General features: G+C 57.7%; 15 protein-coding genes and 1 tRNA gene. 8 read left to right on the forward strand and 8 right to left on the reverse strand.

Annotated elements, in window-relative coordinates:
- Window positions 1–83: 83 nt before the first annotated feature.
- Entirely contained in the window at window positions 84–1,856 is a 1,773-nt protein-coding gene (locus M7439_RS04830) for an MFS transporter (RefSeq protein WP_366525221.1), read from the reverse strand.
- Between the two features lie 339 nt (window positions 1,857–2,195).
- Here M7439_RS04830 and M7439_RS04835 point away from each other — a divergent pair, with 339 nt between their 5' ends.
- From M7439_RS04835 to gnd, 7 genes are all read left to right on the forward strand, one after another.
- Window positions 2,196–2,981 (forward strand): indole-3-glycerol phosphate synthase TrpC, encoded by a 786-nt coding sequence (locus M7439_RS04835; RefSeq protein ID WP_298346192.1) that lies wholly within the window; start codon window positions 2,196–2,198, stop codon window positions 2,979–2,981.
- Entirely contained in the window at window positions 2,971–3,633 is a 663-nt protein-coding gene (locus M7439_RS04840; RefSeq protein WP_298346194.1) for a phosphoribosylanthranilate isomerase, read from the forward strand. The genes M7439_RS04835 and M7439_RS04840 overlap by 11 nt, the downstream gene beginning before the upstream one ends.
- Window positions 3,630–4,814, forward strand: coding sequence for a tryptophan synthase subunit beta (gene trpB / locus M7439_RS04845; protein WP_298346196.1), 1,185 nt, complete (start codon window positions 3,630–3,632; stop codon window positions 4,812–4,814). Before M7439_RS04840 ends, trpB begins: the two co-directional genes overlap by 4 nt.
- Window positions 4,807–5,580 (forward strand): tryptophan synthase subunit alpha, encoded by a 774-nt coding sequence (trpA, locus tag M7439_RS04850; protein WP_298346198.1) that lies wholly within the window; start codon window positions 4,807–4,809, stop codon window positions 5,578–5,580. The genes trpB and trpA overlap by 8 nt, the downstream gene beginning before the upstream one ends.
- Window positions 5,581–6,443: 863 nt before the next feature.
- Entirely contained in the window at window positions 6,444–6,839 is a 396-nt protein-coding gene (locus M7439_RS04855; RefSeq protein ID WP_298346202.1) for a lipopolysaccharide assembly LapA domain-containing protein, read from the forward strand.
- A 171-nt stretch (window positions 6,840–7,010) separates the two neighbouring features.
- Window positions 7,011–8,201 carry a CaiB/BaiF CoA transferase family protein gene (locus tag M7439_RS04860; RefSeq protein ID WP_374045747.1) on the forward strand — a complete coding sequence of 397 codons (1,191 nt, stop codon included), beginning with the start codon at window positions 7,011–7,013 and terminating at the stop codon, window positions 8,199–8,201.
- A 141-nt stretch (window positions 8,202–8,342) separates the two neighbouring features.
- Window positions 8,343–9,356, forward strand: coding sequence for a phosphogluconate dehydrogenase (NAD(+)-dependent, decarboxylating) (gene gnd, locus M7439_RS04865; RefSeq protein WP_298346206.1), 1,014 nt, complete (start codon window positions 8,343–8,345; stop codon window positions 9,354–9,356).
- A gap of 87 nt (window positions 9,357–9,443) precedes the next feature.
- Here the strand turns inward: gnd and M7439_RS04870 are convergent, their stop codons facing one another.
- The 6 genes from M7439_RS04870 to fabD form a co-directional block, all read right to left on the reverse strand.
- The gene (locus M7439_RS04870) at window positions 9,444–11,072 is read right to left on the reverse strand and encodes an AarF/ABC1/UbiB kinase family protein (RefSeq protein WP_298346208.1); all 1,629 of its coding nucleotides are present in this window, start codon (window positions 11,070–11,072) and stop codon (window positions 9,444–9,446) included.
- A gap of 58 nt (window positions 11,073–11,130) precedes the next feature.
- Window positions 11,131–12,333 (reverse strand): beta-ketoacyl synthase, encoded by a 1,203-nt coding sequence (locus M7439_RS04875; protein ID WP_298346210.1) that lies wholly within the window; start codon window positions 12,331–12,333, stop codon window positions 11,131–11,133.
- On the reverse strand, window positions 12,330–12,572 hold the full coding sequence (acpP, locus tag M7439_RS04880; RefSeq protein ID WP_298339511.1) for an acyl carrier protein: 243 nt from the start codon (window positions 12,570–12,572) through the stop codon (window positions 12,330–12,332). Before acpP ends, M7439_RS04875 begins: the two co-directional genes overlap by 4 nt.
- 75 nt (window positions 12,573–12,647) lie before the next feature.
- The gene (fabG, locus tag M7439_RS04885; RefSeq protein WP_298346225.1) at window positions 12,648–13,358 is read right to left on the reverse strand and encodes a 3-oxoacyl-ACP reductase FabG; all 711 of its coding nucleotides are present in this window, start codon (window positions 13,356–13,358) and stop codon (window positions 12,648–12,650) included.
- Complete coding sequence (locus tag M7439_RS04890) at window positions 13,355–14,278, reverse strand: beta-ketoacyl-ACP synthase III (protein WP_298346227.1); 924 nt, start codon at window positions 14,276–14,278, stop codon at window positions 13,355–13,357. The genes fabG and M7439_RS04890 overlap by 4 nt, the downstream gene beginning before the upstream one ends.
- A 48-nt stretch (window positions 14,279–14,326) precedes the next feature.
- Window positions 14,327–15,532 (reverse strand): ACP S-malonyltransferase, encoded by a 1,206-nt coding sequence (gene fabD, locus M7439_RS04895; protein WP_298346229.1) that lies wholly within the window; start codon window positions 15,530–15,532, stop codon window positions 14,327–14,329.
- Between the two features lie 124 nt (window positions 15,533–15,656).
- Here fabD and M7439_RS04900 point away from each other — a divergent pair.
- A tRNA-Leu gene (locus tag M7439_RS04900) sits at window positions 15,657–15,742 on the forward strand.
- 279 nt (window positions 15,743–16,021) lie between these two features.
- On the opposite strand, the gene M7439_RS04905 is transcribed toward M7439_RS04900, so the two are convergent.
- Window positions 16,022–16,681 (reverse strand): MBL fold metallo-hydrolase, encoded by a 660-nt coding sequence (locus tag M7439_RS04905; RefSeq protein ID WP_298346231.1) that lies wholly within the window; start codon window positions 16,679–16,681, stop codon window positions 16,022–16,024.
- Between the last annotated feature and the right edge of the window lie 84 nt (window positions 16,682–16,765).

Raw genomic sequence — 16,765 nt, forward strand, 5'->3', positions numbered from 1 at the left:
TTAGGACCACGGAGGCGCGTCAATGGTGAGCCTCAAGTGGCCCGATCACGGCCTTTGGACAAGGATTGGGTTTGCCCCGCCAGTCAAGCTTTGGAGGAGTCGATCTGTTGGGCTCGACTCGTTGTGGAAATAGACGAACCAGTCGCAGCCGTGCCAGAGACTTGCTGCACAACATTGGCCTCGGATGGAGGTTCGATTGGTCCAAGTTCCCCAAGCTCGCGTTCGAACTCCTCGTCGGAGGGTGAGCTGGGGTCGATGTCGCTGGCGGTGTACTTGCCGCCACGTAGCCAGGAGGCCACGGCTGCGACAAGACAGGCGATCGCTGCGAAAATAAACGCCTCCGTGAGCCCGTGCCCGAAGGGCCGCGAGATCAAGTGAGGGAAGTAGAAGCGTCCCGTTAGATAGTGGGCATTTGCGGCAGGAAGTTTACCAAGCACCGAGGAACCGATCAGTTTTGCGATCGGATTATAGCCGAGGAAGGCTGCAAAGAGCAGGCTGACTGGTGGCAAGGTCGAGATGCCCTCTGCGATATGCAATGGAACGTGCTGATGGGTGAGCCCGGTGACGAGGGCATGCGGGAGATAGGCCTGAAGTCCAAAGATCATCAGGGTGAAGAAGACGCCGATGGAGAGGACCATGGCTGAGTTCTGAAAGGTGGCGGCCATACCGGCACCGACACCGCGTTCGTTGACGGGCAGGCTGTTCATGATCCCAGCGCGGTTCGGCGAGGCGAAGAGACCCATGGCAAGTCCGTTGAGGAGCAGAAGTCCGGCAAAGACGGGGTAAGCAAAATTCACTGGCAAGTAGATGAGCAAGATGAAGGAGAGCGCGGCGATTACCATACCTCCGGTAGCGAAGGGGCGTGCACCAAAGCGATCAGAGAGATACCCAGAGATTGGGCCAGCGGCGAGGAATCCGATGGTGAGGGGTACGAGGTAGATGCCAGCCCAGAGTGGGGTCGATGAGTATGAGTAGCCGTGTTGGGGTAGCCAGATGCCTTGTAGCCAGATGATCAGGATAAACATCATCCCACCTCGGCCAAGTGAGGCGAGGAGGCTAGCGAGGTTCCCGGCGCTGTAGGGGCGTAGCTTGAACAGACGTACGTTCATCATGGGTGCTGGTCGTTTGAGTTCGATCGCGACGAAACTGACCAGCGTTAGGACGCCTCCGATGAGGGCGGCGAGTACACCCGGATTGGTCCACCCCATCGTGTGCCCACCGTAGGGTTGGAGGCCGTAGGTGATGCCAACCAGGATCGAGATGAGGCCGATCGCAAAGACAAGGTTACCGAGCACGTCGATCTTTGCCTTGATCTGCTTGCCAAGGTCATGGAGCATAATATAGGCCCAAACCGTGCCGATCAGACCGAAGGGAACCGAGACAAGAAAGACGGCCCTCCATGAGATTGGGGCCAAGAGGCCACCCATAATGAGCCCGAGAAACGAACCAGCGATCGCGGCGACATTGTTGATTCCAAGGGCTAGACCACGCTGGTTTGAGGGGAAGGCATCGGTGAGGAGGGCGGCTGAGTTGGCGAAGAGGAGCGCTCCGCCTAAGCCCTGTCCAAGGCGCATCACGATCAACCACATCGCACCCCCACCTCCGTGCATCCAGGTGATTGAGAGAAGGATAGAAAAGATCGTGAAGGTGGCAAATCCCATGTTGTACATGCGTGCGCGTCCATACATGTCGCCAAGGCGTCCAAAGCTTACGACCATGACCGCTGTCACCACGAGGTAGCCCATCAATACCCAAAGAAAATAGGAGGTGTTCTGTGGTGCAAGCGGATTGAGCTTGATGCCGTTGAAGATCTCTGGTAGGGAGATCAGCACGATTGAGGAGTTGATGGTTGCCATCAAGATGCCGAGCGTGGTGTTGGAGAGGACGATCCATTTATAGCGCGGGTGTTCGGTTATTTTGAACGACCGTTCGCGCACCGACTGCTTATTTGAAGGGGTCTTGCTCCCAAGCATCGCTCACTACTCCAATCATGTCTTGTTCGCCTTGTCCTAGAGCCCGTCGACCAGATGACGAGCTAGTCCGTTCGAGGAACAAAACCAACGTATCGCTGATCTTGCTCACTGACGAGTACTGTTCCAGTGTAGTCGGTAAGCACTTGCATAGTACAACTATCTCGAAGAAAGTGCAGTGATCTGGGGACTTTGCTGGTTCGGTGGGCGGGTAGCCTGGTAGCGGTGGCAACCTATCTCGATGCTATTTTGGCGGTACACAGGGAGCGCTGCGCCAGCGATGGGCGCGATCTCGAGGGGCTTCGTCGAGCCTGTGAGGCTATGGCACCCGCTCCTAGTTTTGAGGAAGCACTTCGATCACCGTCCTTTGGTGTCATTGCTGAGGTCAAACGTCGTTCTCCAGTTCGCGGGTCTATGTCCGAGGAGGAGGTACATCCAGCGGTGATCGCTGCAGAGTATCAAGAGGGAGGTGCTGCCGCGATCTCTGTTCTGACCGATACTCCCCATTTTGGCGGAAGTATGGATGATCTTGCGGCGGTAGTGGATACGGTTACCATCCCCGTTTTGCGCAAGGACTTTTTGCTTAGTGAACGCGACCTCTGTGATGCACGTCTCTATGGTGCCGCAGCGGCACTCCTGATCGCCGCAGCGATGGATCAGGAGAGGCTCGTTCAGTTGATCCGTTGGAGTTCGCTGATCGGGTTAGAACTGCTGCTCGAGGTGCATGATCCTCGCGAGTTAGCTGGTCTTGATTTAGCGGCCCTTCAGTTTCATGGTGCCCTTGGGATCAACCAGAGGGATCTGGTGACCTTCGTCGTCGATTCCAGTCGGGCACTGGCCTACCGTGAACAGTTGGGACACCAATTCCCGGTGGTGGCGGAGTCAGGGGTCAGGAGTCCTGAGGACGCGCACGCCTTGGCTGTGGGTGGTTACGATGCAGTCCTGGTGGGTGAGATGCTGATGCGCTCTCGGGATCGCCGTGCTGGCGTGAAGGCTCTCTGTGCAGGCTGAGCATGTTTTTGTGAAGGTCTGTGGCATCACCAATGTCACCGATGCACTCGTGGCGCTCAACTGCGGAGCGGATGCACTCGGCTTTGTCTTTGCTGAATCTGTTCGGCAGGTAACGGTGGAGGGCGCCGCTCCGGTGCTGGCACATCTGCCATCGCGAGTGCTCACTTTTGGTGTCTTCGTCGATACCCCTCCGGACGAAGTGCTTGCGGTAGCGCACTCCCTTGGTTTAGTGGGTGTACAGCTCCACGGCCACGAGGCGCCGGACGAGGTCGCTTACCTGAGGCAACACCTGCCCTATGTGATCAAGGCGATCACAAGCGAGGAGCTACAGGGCGGAGGACTGCAGGGCTACCGGCCGTGGGCAACGCTCGTTGACGGGCCACGGCCAGGCTCAGGCGAACGGTTCAATTGGGTGTCGCTGCTGGAGATGTCCCCGGTGGAGCGACTCGTACTCGCCGGTGGTCTCAATGCAGACAACGTGGCAGAAGCGATCTCGCTGGTCAATCCCTATGGTGTGGATGTGTCGAGCGGGGTAGAGAGTAGTCCGGGCCACAAGGATCCGACCCAGGTGTGTGCGTTTGTGCGTGCGGTCCGCAGCGCTGCGCGCACCGGAGTTGCCGTACTGAGTGAGGAAGAAGGAGAGAGCAGATGACGAGTATGATGGATAGTCCGGATGCGACAGGTAGGTTCGGCGATTTTGGTGGGCGGTTCGTGCCTGAGTCGTTGATGCCGGCGGTGATTGAACTGGAATCTTCCTTCCGCGAGGCCTGGAGTGACCCCCTTTTCCGCGCGGAATACACGGCGATACTAGAGAGTTATGCCGGGCGACCAACCCGCCTCTACCTCGCTGAACGACTCTCTGAGTATCTGGGTGCGGAGGTCTGGTTAAAACGTGAGGATCTCGCTCATACGGGATCCCACAAGATCAATAACGTGATCGGCCAGGCGTTGCTCGCGCGTCGGATGGGAAAGACCCGCTTGATCGCGGAGACGGGTGCGGGTCAACATGGGGTGGCGACTGCGACAGCCGCTGCGTTGTTTGGCCTTGAGGCGAAGGTGTACATGGGAGAAGTTGATGTTGCTCGTCAATCGCTCAACGTGTTCCGCATGCGTTTGCTAGGTGCGGAGGTTGAGGCAGTCACCTCTGGCTCGCGCACCTTGAAGGATGCCGTGAATGAGGCCATGCGCAGCTGGGTGGCGGCACTGAGCGATACGCATTATTGCATTGGGAGTGTGATGGGTCCCCACCCGTATCCGTGGATGGTCCGAGAGTTCCAGCGAGTCATCGGTGATGAGGCTCGGACCCAGTATCACGCAGCTACAGGATCCACCCCGGACTGGGTCGTCGCCTGCGTCGGCGGGGGTTCGAACGCGGCTGGGACTTTTGCTGGCTTTGTCGATACCACGGCACGGTTGGTGGGTGTTGAGCCAGAGGGTGGAGCAGCGATAGGGCGTGGCATCGGAGGCATCGTGCATGGCATGCAGTCGTTCTTTCTTCAGGATGAGTTTGGTCAGGTCAACGAGGCCTCATCGATATCGGCTGGCCTTGATTACCCCGGTGTTGGCCCCGAACACGCACATCTGTCGGCGATAGGTCGTGCGCGTTATGATCAGGTCAACGACGATCAGGTCTTGGATGCGGTCCAGTTGTTGGCCCGGACTGAGGGGATCGTCTGCGCGCTTGAATCCGCCCATGCGATCGCCTGGCTCGTCGAGCATCAGCCAGAGCTCGCTGGGAGCTCGATCGTGGTGACCCTCTCGGGGCGCGGAGACAAGGACATGGAGACGATCGCGGAGCGTCTTGGGTTCCTGGAAGGCGATCAGCGTGCTTGAAAGGACCCTGCAACAGCTTCGGTTGAGCCGCCGACGGCTTCTCGTTCCGTATGTGATGGCAGGTAGCGATCCTGATTGGCTCTCGTTGGTTGATCTCGTGATCGCGAGTGGAGCTGATGCGGTGGAGATTGGGATTCCATTCTCCGACCCAAGCATGGATGGTCCTGTCATCCAACGCGCTGGGGAGCTCGCCCTCGCACGTGGGGTCACACCGCTTTCAGTGCTGAGCGAGTTGCGAACACGATCCTTTTCAGTCCCTATTGTGGTGATGACGTATTACAACATCTTCCATCACATGGGTATTGAGCGTGCAGTTACTGAGCTGCGTCAGGCAGGTGTGGATGGAGTGATTATTCCGGATCTTCCCCTGGAGGAAGGTGAGAGTTGGAGAGCGAGTGCCAAAACTCAAGGTCTCGAGACTGTCCAGCTCATCTCCCCGGTGACCTCACTCCAGCGGGTCGATGAAATTCTTGCGGTTGCGGAGGGTTTTGTCTATGGCGTAGGAAGCATGAGTGTGACCGGCGAGCGGGCCGAGCTGGCGGAGACCGCGACTGCCTTGGCAACGCGTATCCGTCCTCGCACCGAGCTGCCGTTACTCATAGGAATCGGTATATCGAACGGCGAGCAGGCGGCGGCGGTCGTCGAAGCCGGCGCTGATGGGGTGGTAGTCGGCTCTGCGCTCTTACGGCGAGTACTCGAGGGTCAGTCACCACACGAGCTGTCTGATTTTGTTCAGAGCATACGAGAGTCCCTCGACGAGACCTAGGCGTGGTTGGCTCACGTGAGCAAACCTGGTGTCACTCCATCGTCGGTGAGTCGGCAGTACCATGGCCCTGGCAGAACCGTGCGATGAGGATTTGCGGATGCACTGGGTGAACGGCAAGCGAAATCGCGGCGTCTTTGAGGACCCAAGCGCGCAAGATCGGTCAATGAATCGTACCCACGACTACGCACGTAGGTTGGTAGTTCACCTGCTGCTTCATCGAAGTTTGTTTCGCTATCCACTCAACTGGAAATGCAGTATCGGGCCAGAGCTTTCTGCCGCGCAACCGTTACTTTCCGCCGAACTCGCCGTCGGGCGGCGTCAGGGTGCCAAGCCGCTACGTTCGATATTGATGGCGACGTTCACGTCGCAGGCATGCACTGTTCCACCACCGTCACACCTTCACCGTCTGATCTCTAACGGGGATTGATGCTGATACTCCTTCGCGCGCTGCATACGTCCTTCTACTCGGATACCAACAGCCAGCGACTCTCTGGGCTGCAGTATCAGTGTGCGTAGCTTGGATAGTAGATCGATGAGGATGCCAAGCCAGAGATGCTGGAATAGTAGCCTACGATGAAGCGGTGGAGAACAAGACAGCCCAAAAGGTGACGACCTCACCCAAGGTATTGGGTCGTGCGCTACCCCTCGCGGATGTTTGGAGTTCCGACGTTCGATTGATTTTCGAGCATTCCCGTCTCGTGGCTGATCAGATGGCAGGCGCATAGTCCCACGATGAGCTTGACGTTTTCGCTCAATGATGAGCAGCGCGCCAACTGGCAACGTCTTCGCGCATCCGCTGCTCCCAGACACGTTGATAGAGGCGATGGGACGCTGGATTCGGGCCGTGTACTAGGATCTGGAGCATGGAACAAGAAGGCGATGCCATCGAACCCAACGTGGACAGGCTCCCAGATGATCAAGCGCGCGAAAGTGACGTCTCCACTCCCCAAGTGGCGGACACCGAACCAGCCAGTGAGGGGAAACAGCGGCATTTGGTGGAGCGACCGCATTCGACGAGAACCTCCCGGGTGTGGATTGGTTCGTTCTTTGGACTGGTAGTACTGATCGCGATTCTTGTCTTTATCCTGCAGAATCTTGTCTCCATAGCTATTCACTTTCCAGGTTCCACCATTCGTATGCCGGTTGGCGTCGCCATCTTGTTTGGGGTTATTCTCGGTGGCCTGTTTGTCTTTCTCCTCGGGTTGGCGCGAGTCCTCCAGTTACGACGGAGCATGGGTCGCAACCGAAAAGTAAGTTGATCGCAATAGGGATCGATGGTCCTGGCGAGATGATGAGCGACTGGCGAGGTTCTTGGGTAGGCGAAATCCGCCATTGACCGGTAGCGATTGGGCCCAGCCCGCTGGCGTTGAAGCATCGGGCACGGGCGAAGGATATTGCTAGGATGCGAAGAGTTTGTTCAAGAAAGGGGTATTACCGTGGAGCTAGAGGGTGCTCGTTCCAGTGAGAAGGATGGCCCTTTGACGGGGCTCTTAGTCGCTGATTTTTCGCGGATTCTCGCCGGCCCCTATGCTACCATGCTGCTTGGTGACCTCGGTGCTACAGTGATCAAAGTCGAGTCCCCATCTGGGGATGATACCCGCACCTGGAAGCCACCAGTGCGAGGTGATATCTCGACCTACTACCTGGGTATCAACAGAAATAAACGCTCGATTGTCCTCAATTTGGCCGATGAGGAGGATAGGGGGCTTGCGCAGCGACTCGCCGAACGTTCTGACGTGTTGCTTGAGAACTTTAAGCCGGGACAGATTGCTCGTTTTGGACTTGATTATGAGACCATGTCGCAACGGAATCCGGGGCTTGTCTTTGCTTCGATCTCGGGTTTTGGGACGAGGCCACCGGGCTCTGAGATGATGGGCTACGACCTGATGATCCAGGCGATGTCAGGACTTATGAGTCTGACAGGCGAGCGGGATGGACCGGCCTATCGAGCCGGCATCTCGGTGATCGATATCATCGCTGGACTGCACCTTGCGATGGGCATTTTAGCGGCGCTCTACGAACGGGCGAGCTCCGGCCTTGGCCAACACGTTGAGGTCAGCCTCCTGACCTCCGCGCTGTCGGGTCTCGCTAACCACACCGCGGCCGTTACCATGGGCGGGGTGGTTCCATTCCGAATGGGTAACGCACATCCCAGCCTCTACCCGTACGATCCCTTTACAACCGAAGATGGCGAGTTGATCGTGATCGCCGCAAATGACGGACAGTTCCGCTCCTTGACCGCCGCACTCGGAGTGCCCCAACTCGCCGATGACCCAAGGTTCTGTCACAACGAATTGCGTACCGCCAATCGGGACCTTCTTGGCCCGCTTCTTCAGGACCGGATCCGCACCAAAACCTCTGACGAGTGGTTCGCCCTTTTGATGGCGGCTGGCGTTCCATGCGCTCCGATCAATTCTGTCGATCAAGGCATTGCGTTCGCCAAACAGGTTGGCCTTGAGCCGACAGTTTTGGTCGGGGAGGAGGAGAACCGCCTTGAAATGATTCGCAACCCGATCACCTTCTCCGCAACGCCGCCGAGTTATCGACATCCCCCACCAGCGCTTGGGGCTGACGGTGATGCGGTCCGTGCTTGGTTGCGTGACGAAGCCGAACTTGATTAACCAACACGAGGGTAGGACGCGATCGATATGGGCGATCTTTGTTGGGGAAACATTGTTTGGTGACCACTAGAACGCCAACCTGGGAAATGTTCAAGACCTTTAGGCTAGGCTAGCGATAGTCGCGCGAAGGAGGAGTTCACAGTGCAGCTAGGAATCATCGGGTTAGGCCGCATGGGGATGAATATGGGTCTCAGGTTGCAGGCAGGGGATGTCCAGGTTCTGGGCTACGATGCTTCGGCTGAGGCACGTAAGGCAGCCGAGAAGGAAGGGCTGTCCTGCGCTGGGAGCCTTAAAGAGTTCGTCGAGGGCCTGGTAACGCCACGAGCAGTGTGGTTGATGGTTCCTGCGGGCGTCACTGAACGGGTGCTCGACCAGTTGATCGAGGTCCTTGATCGCGATGACGTCGTCATTGACGGTGGTAATGGGTTTTACCGCGACGACCAAACGCATGCGGCGAAGTTGGCGGAACATGGTATCCACCACATGGATGCAGGCACAAGCGGTGGTGTTTGGGGACGCGAACGCGGTTATTGCCTGATGGTCGGTGGCGAAAAGGCGATTTTCGAACGAATTGAGAAGATCTTCGCGGTGTTGGCGCCTGGTGTCGAGTCGGCACCTCGAACCGATTCTACGAGCAAGATCCGCCAAGCGGAGCTCGGTTACCTCTACTGTGGTGATCACGGTGCTGGTCATTTTGTGAAGATGGTTCACAACGGAATTGAGTACGGGATGATGGCCTCGCTGGCTGAGGGTCTCGCGATTCTGCAAGGTGCTGATATCGGGACACGAGCCCAAGATGCCAGCGCCGAAGTGGCTCCGCTCCATGACCCGACCGCGTATCAGTATGACATCCCTGTGGCCGAGGTGGCAGAGCTGTGGCGTCGGGGGAGCGTAGTTGCCTCCTGGTTGCTCGATCTGGCTGCAGATGCGTTGCGACGTGATCCTACCCTCGACACCTTCAAAGGGAGAGTTTCGGATTCGGGCGAGGGGCGCTGGACAGTGAACGCAGCTATTGATGAGGGAGTTCCTGCACCAACGATCGCCGCATCGCTCTTTTCGCGCTTCTCCTCCCAGGGTTCAGGTGCCTTCGCAGATAAGGTTCTGTCCGCCTTGCGAAAGGAATTCGGCGGTCACGACGAGTTGCCCAGCGCCTAGCACGCATTTGCCCAGGCGCTCCGGCTAGCACGCATTTGCCCAGGCGCTCCGCCTAGTGCTCGTTTGTCAAGCGCCCCGCCTAGCTCTTTATTTGCCGTGGCGCTGCGCTTGCTCCATACGTTTGCGGATGAGTTCTCGCCGTTCCTTGAGTTCTCGGTAACTCAGATGCTCCATCTCGCCATCGACTCCAAGGCTTGCTTTGAGCCCGCCAAGATCGATAGCGTTTGGTGAGACTTCCATACCAATGTCGGCGGAGATCTGTGCGCCATAGCGGGTCATGAAGTAGGACGCCAGATAGGTGATCTCCGCAAAAAGGTCGATCTCTGGTGCAAGGGTTGCGAGGGATGCATCGACAAAGATCATGTTCTTGACAAAGAGCATCAGTTCCTTGGGCAAACGGGCTCCGTAGCCGAGGAGGGCTTTGGTCAGTTCCTGAATCTCGGCGAGGATCTCCTCTGGCCGCATCTGCGTGGGGTCTTTAGTGGGCTCTTCAAGTCCAAGATCGTCAATGACACCGCGGATGTCGGTGTCGAGCGGGAGCGCCCCAAGGTCAATAAGGGCCTGTATCTGGGTCGGTAGGTCATTCATCGACCCACCCATCAGGAGTCGGAGAAAGCCAAGCCGCTTTGCCTCCGAGAGTCTACCGGTGATCCCATAGTCGAGTAGGATAACCTTGCCATCGTCGCCGACGAGCAGGTTACCTCCGTGGAGGTCGCCGTGAAAGACTCCGTGAAGCATGGCACCCTCCAGGAAGGATACCAGGGCAGCCCGAACCACCGCTGTGGTATCAATGCCGGCTCTGTGCATTCCGACGGCATCATCCCATTTAAAGCCCGTGAGCCTCTCCATAACGAGGACTCGTCGGGTGACGAGATTCGGATGGGGTCGAGGTACGATGATGCTTCGCTGGTCGGTGGCGGCGAGCACACCGGCGATGTCGAGCATATTCGCCGCCTCAAGACGGAAATCGAGTTCCTCAACGATCGTCTCCGCGAACAGTTCGACAAGCGCCGGGGGGTTTGCGAGCGCTGCAACGGGGATCCTTCCGATTAGGTGTGGAGTAATCCAACTCATCGCGGCGAGATCACGGCGGACAAGATCGCTCACCTGTGAGCGTTGTACCTTCACCGCCACCGGTTCGCCGGTTAGCAGCGTTGCAAAGTAGACCTGAGCGATCGAGGCCGCGGCCACAGGTCGTTTGTCAAAGTCTGCAAAGAAGTTCTCAAGAGGGCCACCGAGGTCTGCCTCAATCGTTCGCTGCACGATAGCAAAGTCTTCGGCAGGTACGTGGTCACGCAGGAGCCGAAACTCGTCGACGAGTTCAACTGGGAATATACCCTCTCCCGACGAGATGATCTGGCCTAACTTGATATAAGTGGGGCCGAGATGCTCGAAGGAACGTCTGAGTCTCCGGGACAACCCCTGGCGTGAAGCAACTTTACCGCGACGCCGATCGAAGATGCGCCAACCGAGCAAGGCGACACCTAACGAGAAGCCAGTCCCAAGCACCCTCCTCGCGGGAGGGATACGACGGTGGCGTAGCAGGACTGGCACCTGCGCTCTGGTGCGAGCCCGTAGCTTAACCGTGGAGTTTAACCACTCCAAGCGGTCGGGGTCGACTACCCATGGCTGAGCCTCCGAAAAGGAGCCGACAGCGGCATCATCATAGTCATGATTCGCTGTCGACTCGGGAGCAATGGGTTTGTCAATTGGCATGGGTCTATCCTACCCGCCATGGGATGCCTACTCCGAAAAGGATCGCAACTTCCGATGCCTAGGCTGGCGGTGGCCCGAACACGATACAGGCATTGTGGCCGCCGAACCCGAAGGAGTTTGAGAGAATATGACCATTTGGCAAGGCTCGCGGGTCCTTTAGCACCACATCGAGATCGATCTCTGGATCCAGGTCAACGGTGTTCGCCGTTGGTGGGATGAGTCGATGGGCGAAGGTGAGTGCGACAGCGATCGCCTCAAGGCCGCCGGCTGCTCCAAGGGCATGCCCGAGAGCACCCTTTACGGAGGTCACCGGTGGGTTGAGTGCTCCAAAGAGCGATCGAATTGCGGTCGCCTCTGCGAGGTCATTCATCGGAGTTGAGGTGCCGTGAGCATTGATGTGAGCGATGTCATTGACGGTGATGCCTGCATCCTCGATCGCGAGCAGCATGGCCTTATAGGCTCCGGCACCGCCCGGCGCGGGTTGCGTGATGTGGTAGGCGTCAGCAGTCGAGGCGATGCCGTCGATGGTCGCATAGATTCTGGCACCTCGAGCGACAGCCTTGTCGTACTCCTCTAACACAAGCACACCCGCACCCTCGCCCATGACAAAGCCGTCACGATCTCGGTCGAAGGGCCGAGATATGTCGACTTTGGAGGTCGCCGTCATATTGACAAAGCCAGCCGCGGCAGTCTTGGTGATCGCGGCCTCAGCTCCTCCGGTTATCGCCATGTCCACACGGCCGGTGGCAATGAGGTGAGCAGCGTTAGCGATGGCATGATTGGAGGCTGCACATGCGGTGACTGATGTTTCACACGGTCCCTGAAAGCCAAAGCGCATCGATATTGAGGCCGCATTTGAGTTGGCCATCATCAACGGTACCAGGAACGGAGAGACTCGTGAGTATCCCCGATCATGTCCGATGATGACCTGATTCTCGAGACTTTCGAGTCCGCCAACACCGGTACCCATCCAAACAGCGACTCGATCGACTGGATAGGTAGGGTTACCAGCATCGCTCAGTGCCATGTCCGCGGCGGCAACACCCATCTGGTTGTAACGGTCGTGGCGTCGAATCTCCTTGGCGCTCAGCCACTTGGTCGGATCAAATCCTTCGGCTCGCCGTATTCCAGGGGGCGGCGGTGTAAGCAGCCCCTGCCAATAGCTAGCGAGATCGAGCCCCAGACCAGAAACAACCCCAAGGCCGGTCACCGCTACGCGGTGGGTGGCAAAGATAGGATTATCTCCGTAACTGATCCTCATCCGAGCTTCCCATAGACGAGATCGAACGCCTTACCCACCGTATCCACGCCTTCGAGTTCGGACTCCGGTACCGTCACGGAGAACTCGTCTTCGAGTGCCATGATGAGTTCAACGAGGTCCAAGGAGTCGGCATCAAGATCATCGGCGAAGCTCGCCGACTCGACGACCTGATCCTTGTTGACGCCGAGAACTTTGACGGTGCACTCCGTGAACTTCCCAAATGCCTCTTGTCGATCCATGTTGCTATTTTCCTTTCTTATGAGGTAATCCCTGTCGCAATGTCCTGCGAACAAGGAATGATGTTGGAGATGGTCTTAGACACCCATTCCCAACCCACCATCAACGGCGATTAACGCACCGTTGATGTAACTAGCCCCTTCTGAGGCTAGAAACTGTACGACTGCTCCGACTTCGTCGGGGCGGCCCACTCTCCCTAGGGGGATTTGGGCCTCGATCTGCTGGCGTCGATTGTCGCCAGCGTCATGGAGTAATTTGGTGGCGATAGCGCCTGGAAGAATGACGTTTGCTGTGATGTTACGGGAGCCGAGTTCCCGGACGAGGGAACGCGCGAAGCCGATGAGACCGGCCTTTGACGCTGCGTAGTTGGTTTGTCCGGGTCCTCCCGTGAGCGCAACGATGGAGGAGATGAAGATCAATCGACCTCGACGAGCTCTCATCATCGAGGGGAGTACGGCTTTGGTCAGCCGAAAGGCCGAGGTGAGGTTCGTGGTAAGCATCTCTTCAAATTTCTCGTCATCCATGCGTACGAGAAGCGTGTCATGCGTTGAGCCCGCATTTGCAACAAGTACTTCAATCGGTCCAGCCTTCGTCTCTGCCTCCTTGAGCGCAGTCTGGATCGAGTCGGCATCGGTGATGTCAAGGGAGACGCGAGAGCAGGCAGCGAGTTCGGGAGGCAACGGGGTTCCATGATAGGTAGCAGTGACTTGGTGTCCATCGGCAAGGAGACGTTGGGCACTGGCAAGACCAATGCCAGTGGCGGCACCCGTAATGAGGACGTGACTCATGGAAGATCCCACCGTACGAGGGCGCTTGCCCAGGTCATACCGGCACCAAAACCAGTGAAAAGGACGAGGTCGCCCTTAGAGATGCGCCCAGCACTCGCTGCATCTGCCAATGCCAAGGGGATGGATCCTGATGAGGTGTTGCCGGTCTTGTCAAGGACGAGGGCGGTCCGATCGAGAGGGATCCCAAGACGGTTATTTGCGGCCTGAATGATGCGGAGATTGGCTTGATGGGGGACGAGAAGACTAACCTCGTCGCCGGTAACACCGGCCTGCTTGAGAGCTCGTTGTGCCGAATCGAGCATCGCACGTACAGCTCGTTTGAAGACCTCCTGGCCTTCCATATACATGTACCCACCGTGGTCGCAGTAGAGGATTGGCCGAGCTGAGCCGTCGACGCCGAGGTCCCAGCCGAGAAAGGTCTCCTCGTCACTCGCCTCGAGTACGACTGCCCCGGCACCATCTGCGAAGAGCACCGCAGTTGATCGGTCATTCTGGTCGGTAATCTTTGACAGCGTGTCGGCGCCAATGACCAGGATGCGGTGATAACCCATCTCAATGAGACCGCGGGCGGTGACAAGAGCGTAGACATAGCCAGCGCAGGCTGCATTGATGTCCATACCGCCACCGGTGGTTCCGAGTTGAAAGGTGACCTCAGCGGAGGTGGCTGGCACGGTCTGATCGGGGGTGGTGGTGGAGAGAATGACGAAGTCGATATCTGCGGGCGTGATGCCGGCGGAAGAGATAGCGTTTCGTCCTGCCTCGATCGCCAACGAGGTGGTGGTGCCACCAAAACGGCGTTCGTGTATCCCAGTCCGCGATGCGATCCACTCGTCAGAGGTGTCGAGGTACTTTTCAAAATCCGCGTTCGTGACTATTCGTTCTGGCAGGGCTGCCCCGAAACCAGTTATGCGAGCTCCCATGGTGACCTTTCTTTATGCGATAGTTGTCGGATGATCATTGAGCATCGCCTACTTGTCGGCTAGCGATTGGTCAGAGACCGTGAGCCAGGCGATCGGCTGTCCTGTGGTAACACGCTCTCCTGATAATGCAATCATTCCTTGAAGGGTCCCCGCAAAAGGCGAGCGCAGCTCGGCATCACCTATCGTGCCAAGGAGTTGCCCCACGAAAATAGCGTCCCCGACGACACAATTAGCACTCTCCGGCTCAAAGATACCAGTCGACGGTGCGACAACGAGGCGTTCAGTGCCATACAGCCGCTCGCCTTGGTGCGAGGTTGCCCAGTCGTCCATTGGTCCCTGGGAAGCGACCAATGCGAGCAACTTTTCTAGATCTGCCGGTGTCGCGATCGATAGTACAGAGAGTTCAGGTGCGGTGCGTTTCATTAGATTGGTCAACACCCCTCCCGGTCCAACCTCGAGCACCAACCGTGGTTTGAGTTCCCGCAGGTATTGGATCGTCTCCTCCCAACGCACGGAGTGTGTCAGTTGGTCTGCGAGCAGAGCTGGCCAGTCTGCAGCCTCTACGTGCTCTCGGGCATCGACGTTTGCAATGACGGGAACCTCAAGATCGTAGAATTTGGTTGCTTCGATGGCTTTGAACAGGCGTTCACGTGCTGCCTCCATGTAGGGAGAATGAAAGGCGCCACCCACTTTCAGGCGCGTTACTCGCTTGACTCCAAACTCCTTTGCGCGCGCCTCGACTTGGGCAACGGTATCGTGGGTGCCTGAGAGGACGATCTGTGATGCGGAGTTGTGGTTGGCCACCCACAGGTCGCCCGGAATGCTTTCGCAAATCGCCCTGGCAACGTCGAGATCTGCGCCAAGCAAGGCGATCATGGCCCCAGGTTGCGCCTCTGCAGCGATCGCCATCGCTTCGCCTCGTTCTTGAACGAGGCGAAGCCCTGCGTCGAAGGCGAGGCCGCCGGCTGCTACCAGTGCTGCATACTCCCCAAGGGAGTGTCCCGCGCAGACCTGGGGGGCGACGCCGAGACGCTCTACCGCGTCGAGTGCCACCATGGAGAGCAAAAAGGTGGAGATCTGGGTATTGCGGGTGATCTGGAGCATCTCCGAATCAGCGTCGGTTAGGAGGTGGGTCAGATCGCGGTCGAGAACGTTGCTTGCCTCTTCGACCAATTCGAAGGAGGGATGGTCGGCCCAGGGTGCACCCATCCCAGGTTGCTGTGATCCCTGTCCTGGAAAGACAAAGGCAATCATTGCTGCATCTCACCTCCATAGTCAACCTGTCGAGCCATTCCGGCGTTTTCCTGTTAAGTACTTTGATGTCGGCGAGGCCTGATTGGTTACACCTGCGTCGCACATTATGCTGATTCCTCTAGTAGCCCGGGTGGTGGAATGGTAGACACGGAGGCCTCAAAAGCCTCTGCTCGCAAGGGCGTGCGGGTTCGAATCCCGCCCCGGGTACCATCGGTCGAGCGATCGGCCTCGTGGGTGACCGGGACAAGGCCCCAACAGCAGCGTTCGTGCTGCCTTATTGATGCCGATACCTAGCGTTCGAAGTTACTGGCCCGAATATACGAGCCCGAAGAGACGAGACAGCCCAGTGTGCGACCGGCTTTCGGCCCGATCTCTGGGCTAGCTGATCAAGCGAGTAACCAACATCGCGAACCGCGAGGAGGTGCTTCTCCAAGAGCGTGGACAAGCTGGCATCGTCGTGCCGTGGCTACTCCTTGGTCGATGACAACCTCACGTGGCTAGATTGACCAGATAGGGATTTACCTGGCGTTCATGACCAATGGTCGTGGTTTCTCCATGACCAGGGAAAACCGGTAATTCGTCGGGGAGAGGAAGGATCTTTGTTCTCATCGATTCCATGAGGAGTTCAGAGGAACCCCCAGGCAGGTCCGTGCGACCAATCGAACCCTTGAAGAGATGATCTCCGGTGAAGAGCACCTTGCCTTCGGGCAGCGTCGCCATGATGCAGATCGACCCAGGTGTGTGTCCTGGAGTGTCGATAGCGACAAAATCCATCCCCGACCCCTTGACATGATCCCCTTCGCTGAAATCTTCAATCAGCTCAGGTTCACGCAGGTCGAGCCCTGTTGCTCTCAGCGCTTCTCGGAGCATGCCGCTCGCCTGGAGAGGGTCGCGTAGATAGTGTGCATCTCCAGGATGCCGATAGACACGCGAATCCGGGTACTGGGTGGAGACAGTGCGGATGCCTCCGGTATGATCGACATGACCGTGCGTAGCGATGATCGCCTTTGGGATCAGCTGGTGTTGCGTGATAAGGTCCACGATTGCATCGGGGTTAGGTGGACAGTCGATGATCACACACTCCTTGTTATCGGCTGAGATGATCCACGTGTTGGTGGCCGCGACCCATAGTGATCGGCCGATGATCATCGATGCTCCCTTCGTGGCAGTGCAAATGGCACCCGTTCTGGTGGTTAGCGCCTAGCTTACTAGGGAACACAAATGTAGTAGTAG

It is taken from the genome of Ferrimicrobium sp. (genome assembly GCF_027319265.1).
Classification (GTDB): domain Bacteria; phylum Actinomycetota; class Acidimicrobiia; order Acidimicrobiales; family Acidimicrobiaceae; genus Ferrimicrobium.

Excerpts from the sequence above, each read along its gene's own strand:
- M7439_RS04830 (WP_366525221.1), bottom strand. The coding sequence starts at position 1,856 with ATGGCAACCATCAACTCCTCAATCGTGCTGATCTCCCTACCAGAGATC.
- trpB (WP_298346196.1), top strand. The coding sequence starts at position 3,630 with ATGACGAGTATGATGGATAGTCCGGATGCGACAGGTAGGTTCGGCGAT.
- M7439_RS04855 (WP_298346202.1), top strand. The coding sequence starts at position 6,444 with ATGGAACAAGAAGGCGATGCCATCGAACCCAACGTGGACAGGCTCCCA.
- M7439_RS04870 (WP_298346208.1), bottom strand. The coding sequence starts at position 11,072 with ATGCCAATTGACAAACCCATTGCTCCCGAGTCGACAGCGAATCATGAC.
- M7439_RS04875 (WP_298346210.1), bottom strand. The coding sequence starts at position 12,333 with ATGAGGATCAGTTACGGAGATAATCCTATCTTTGCCACCCACCGCGTA.
- acpP (WP_298339511.1), bottom strand. The coding sequence starts at position 12,572 with ATGGATCGACAAGAGGCATTTGGGAAGTTCACGGAGTGCACCGTCAAA.
- fabG (WP_298346225.1), bottom strand. The coding sequence starts at position 13,358 with ATGAGTCACGTCCTCATTACGGGTGCCGCCACTGGCATTGGTCTTGCC.
- M7439_RS04890 (WP_298346227.1), bottom strand. The coding sequence starts at position 14,278 with ATGGGAGCTCGCATAACTGGTTTCGGGGCAGCCCTGCCAGAACGAATA.
- fabD (WP_298346229.1), bottom strand. The coding sequence starts at position 15,532 with ATGATTGCCTTTGTCTTTCCAGGACAGGGATCACAGCAACCTGGGATG.
- M7439_RS04905 (WP_298346231.1), bottom strand. The coding sequence starts at position 16,681 with ATGATCATCGGCCGATCACTATGGGTCGCGGCCACCAACACGTGGATC.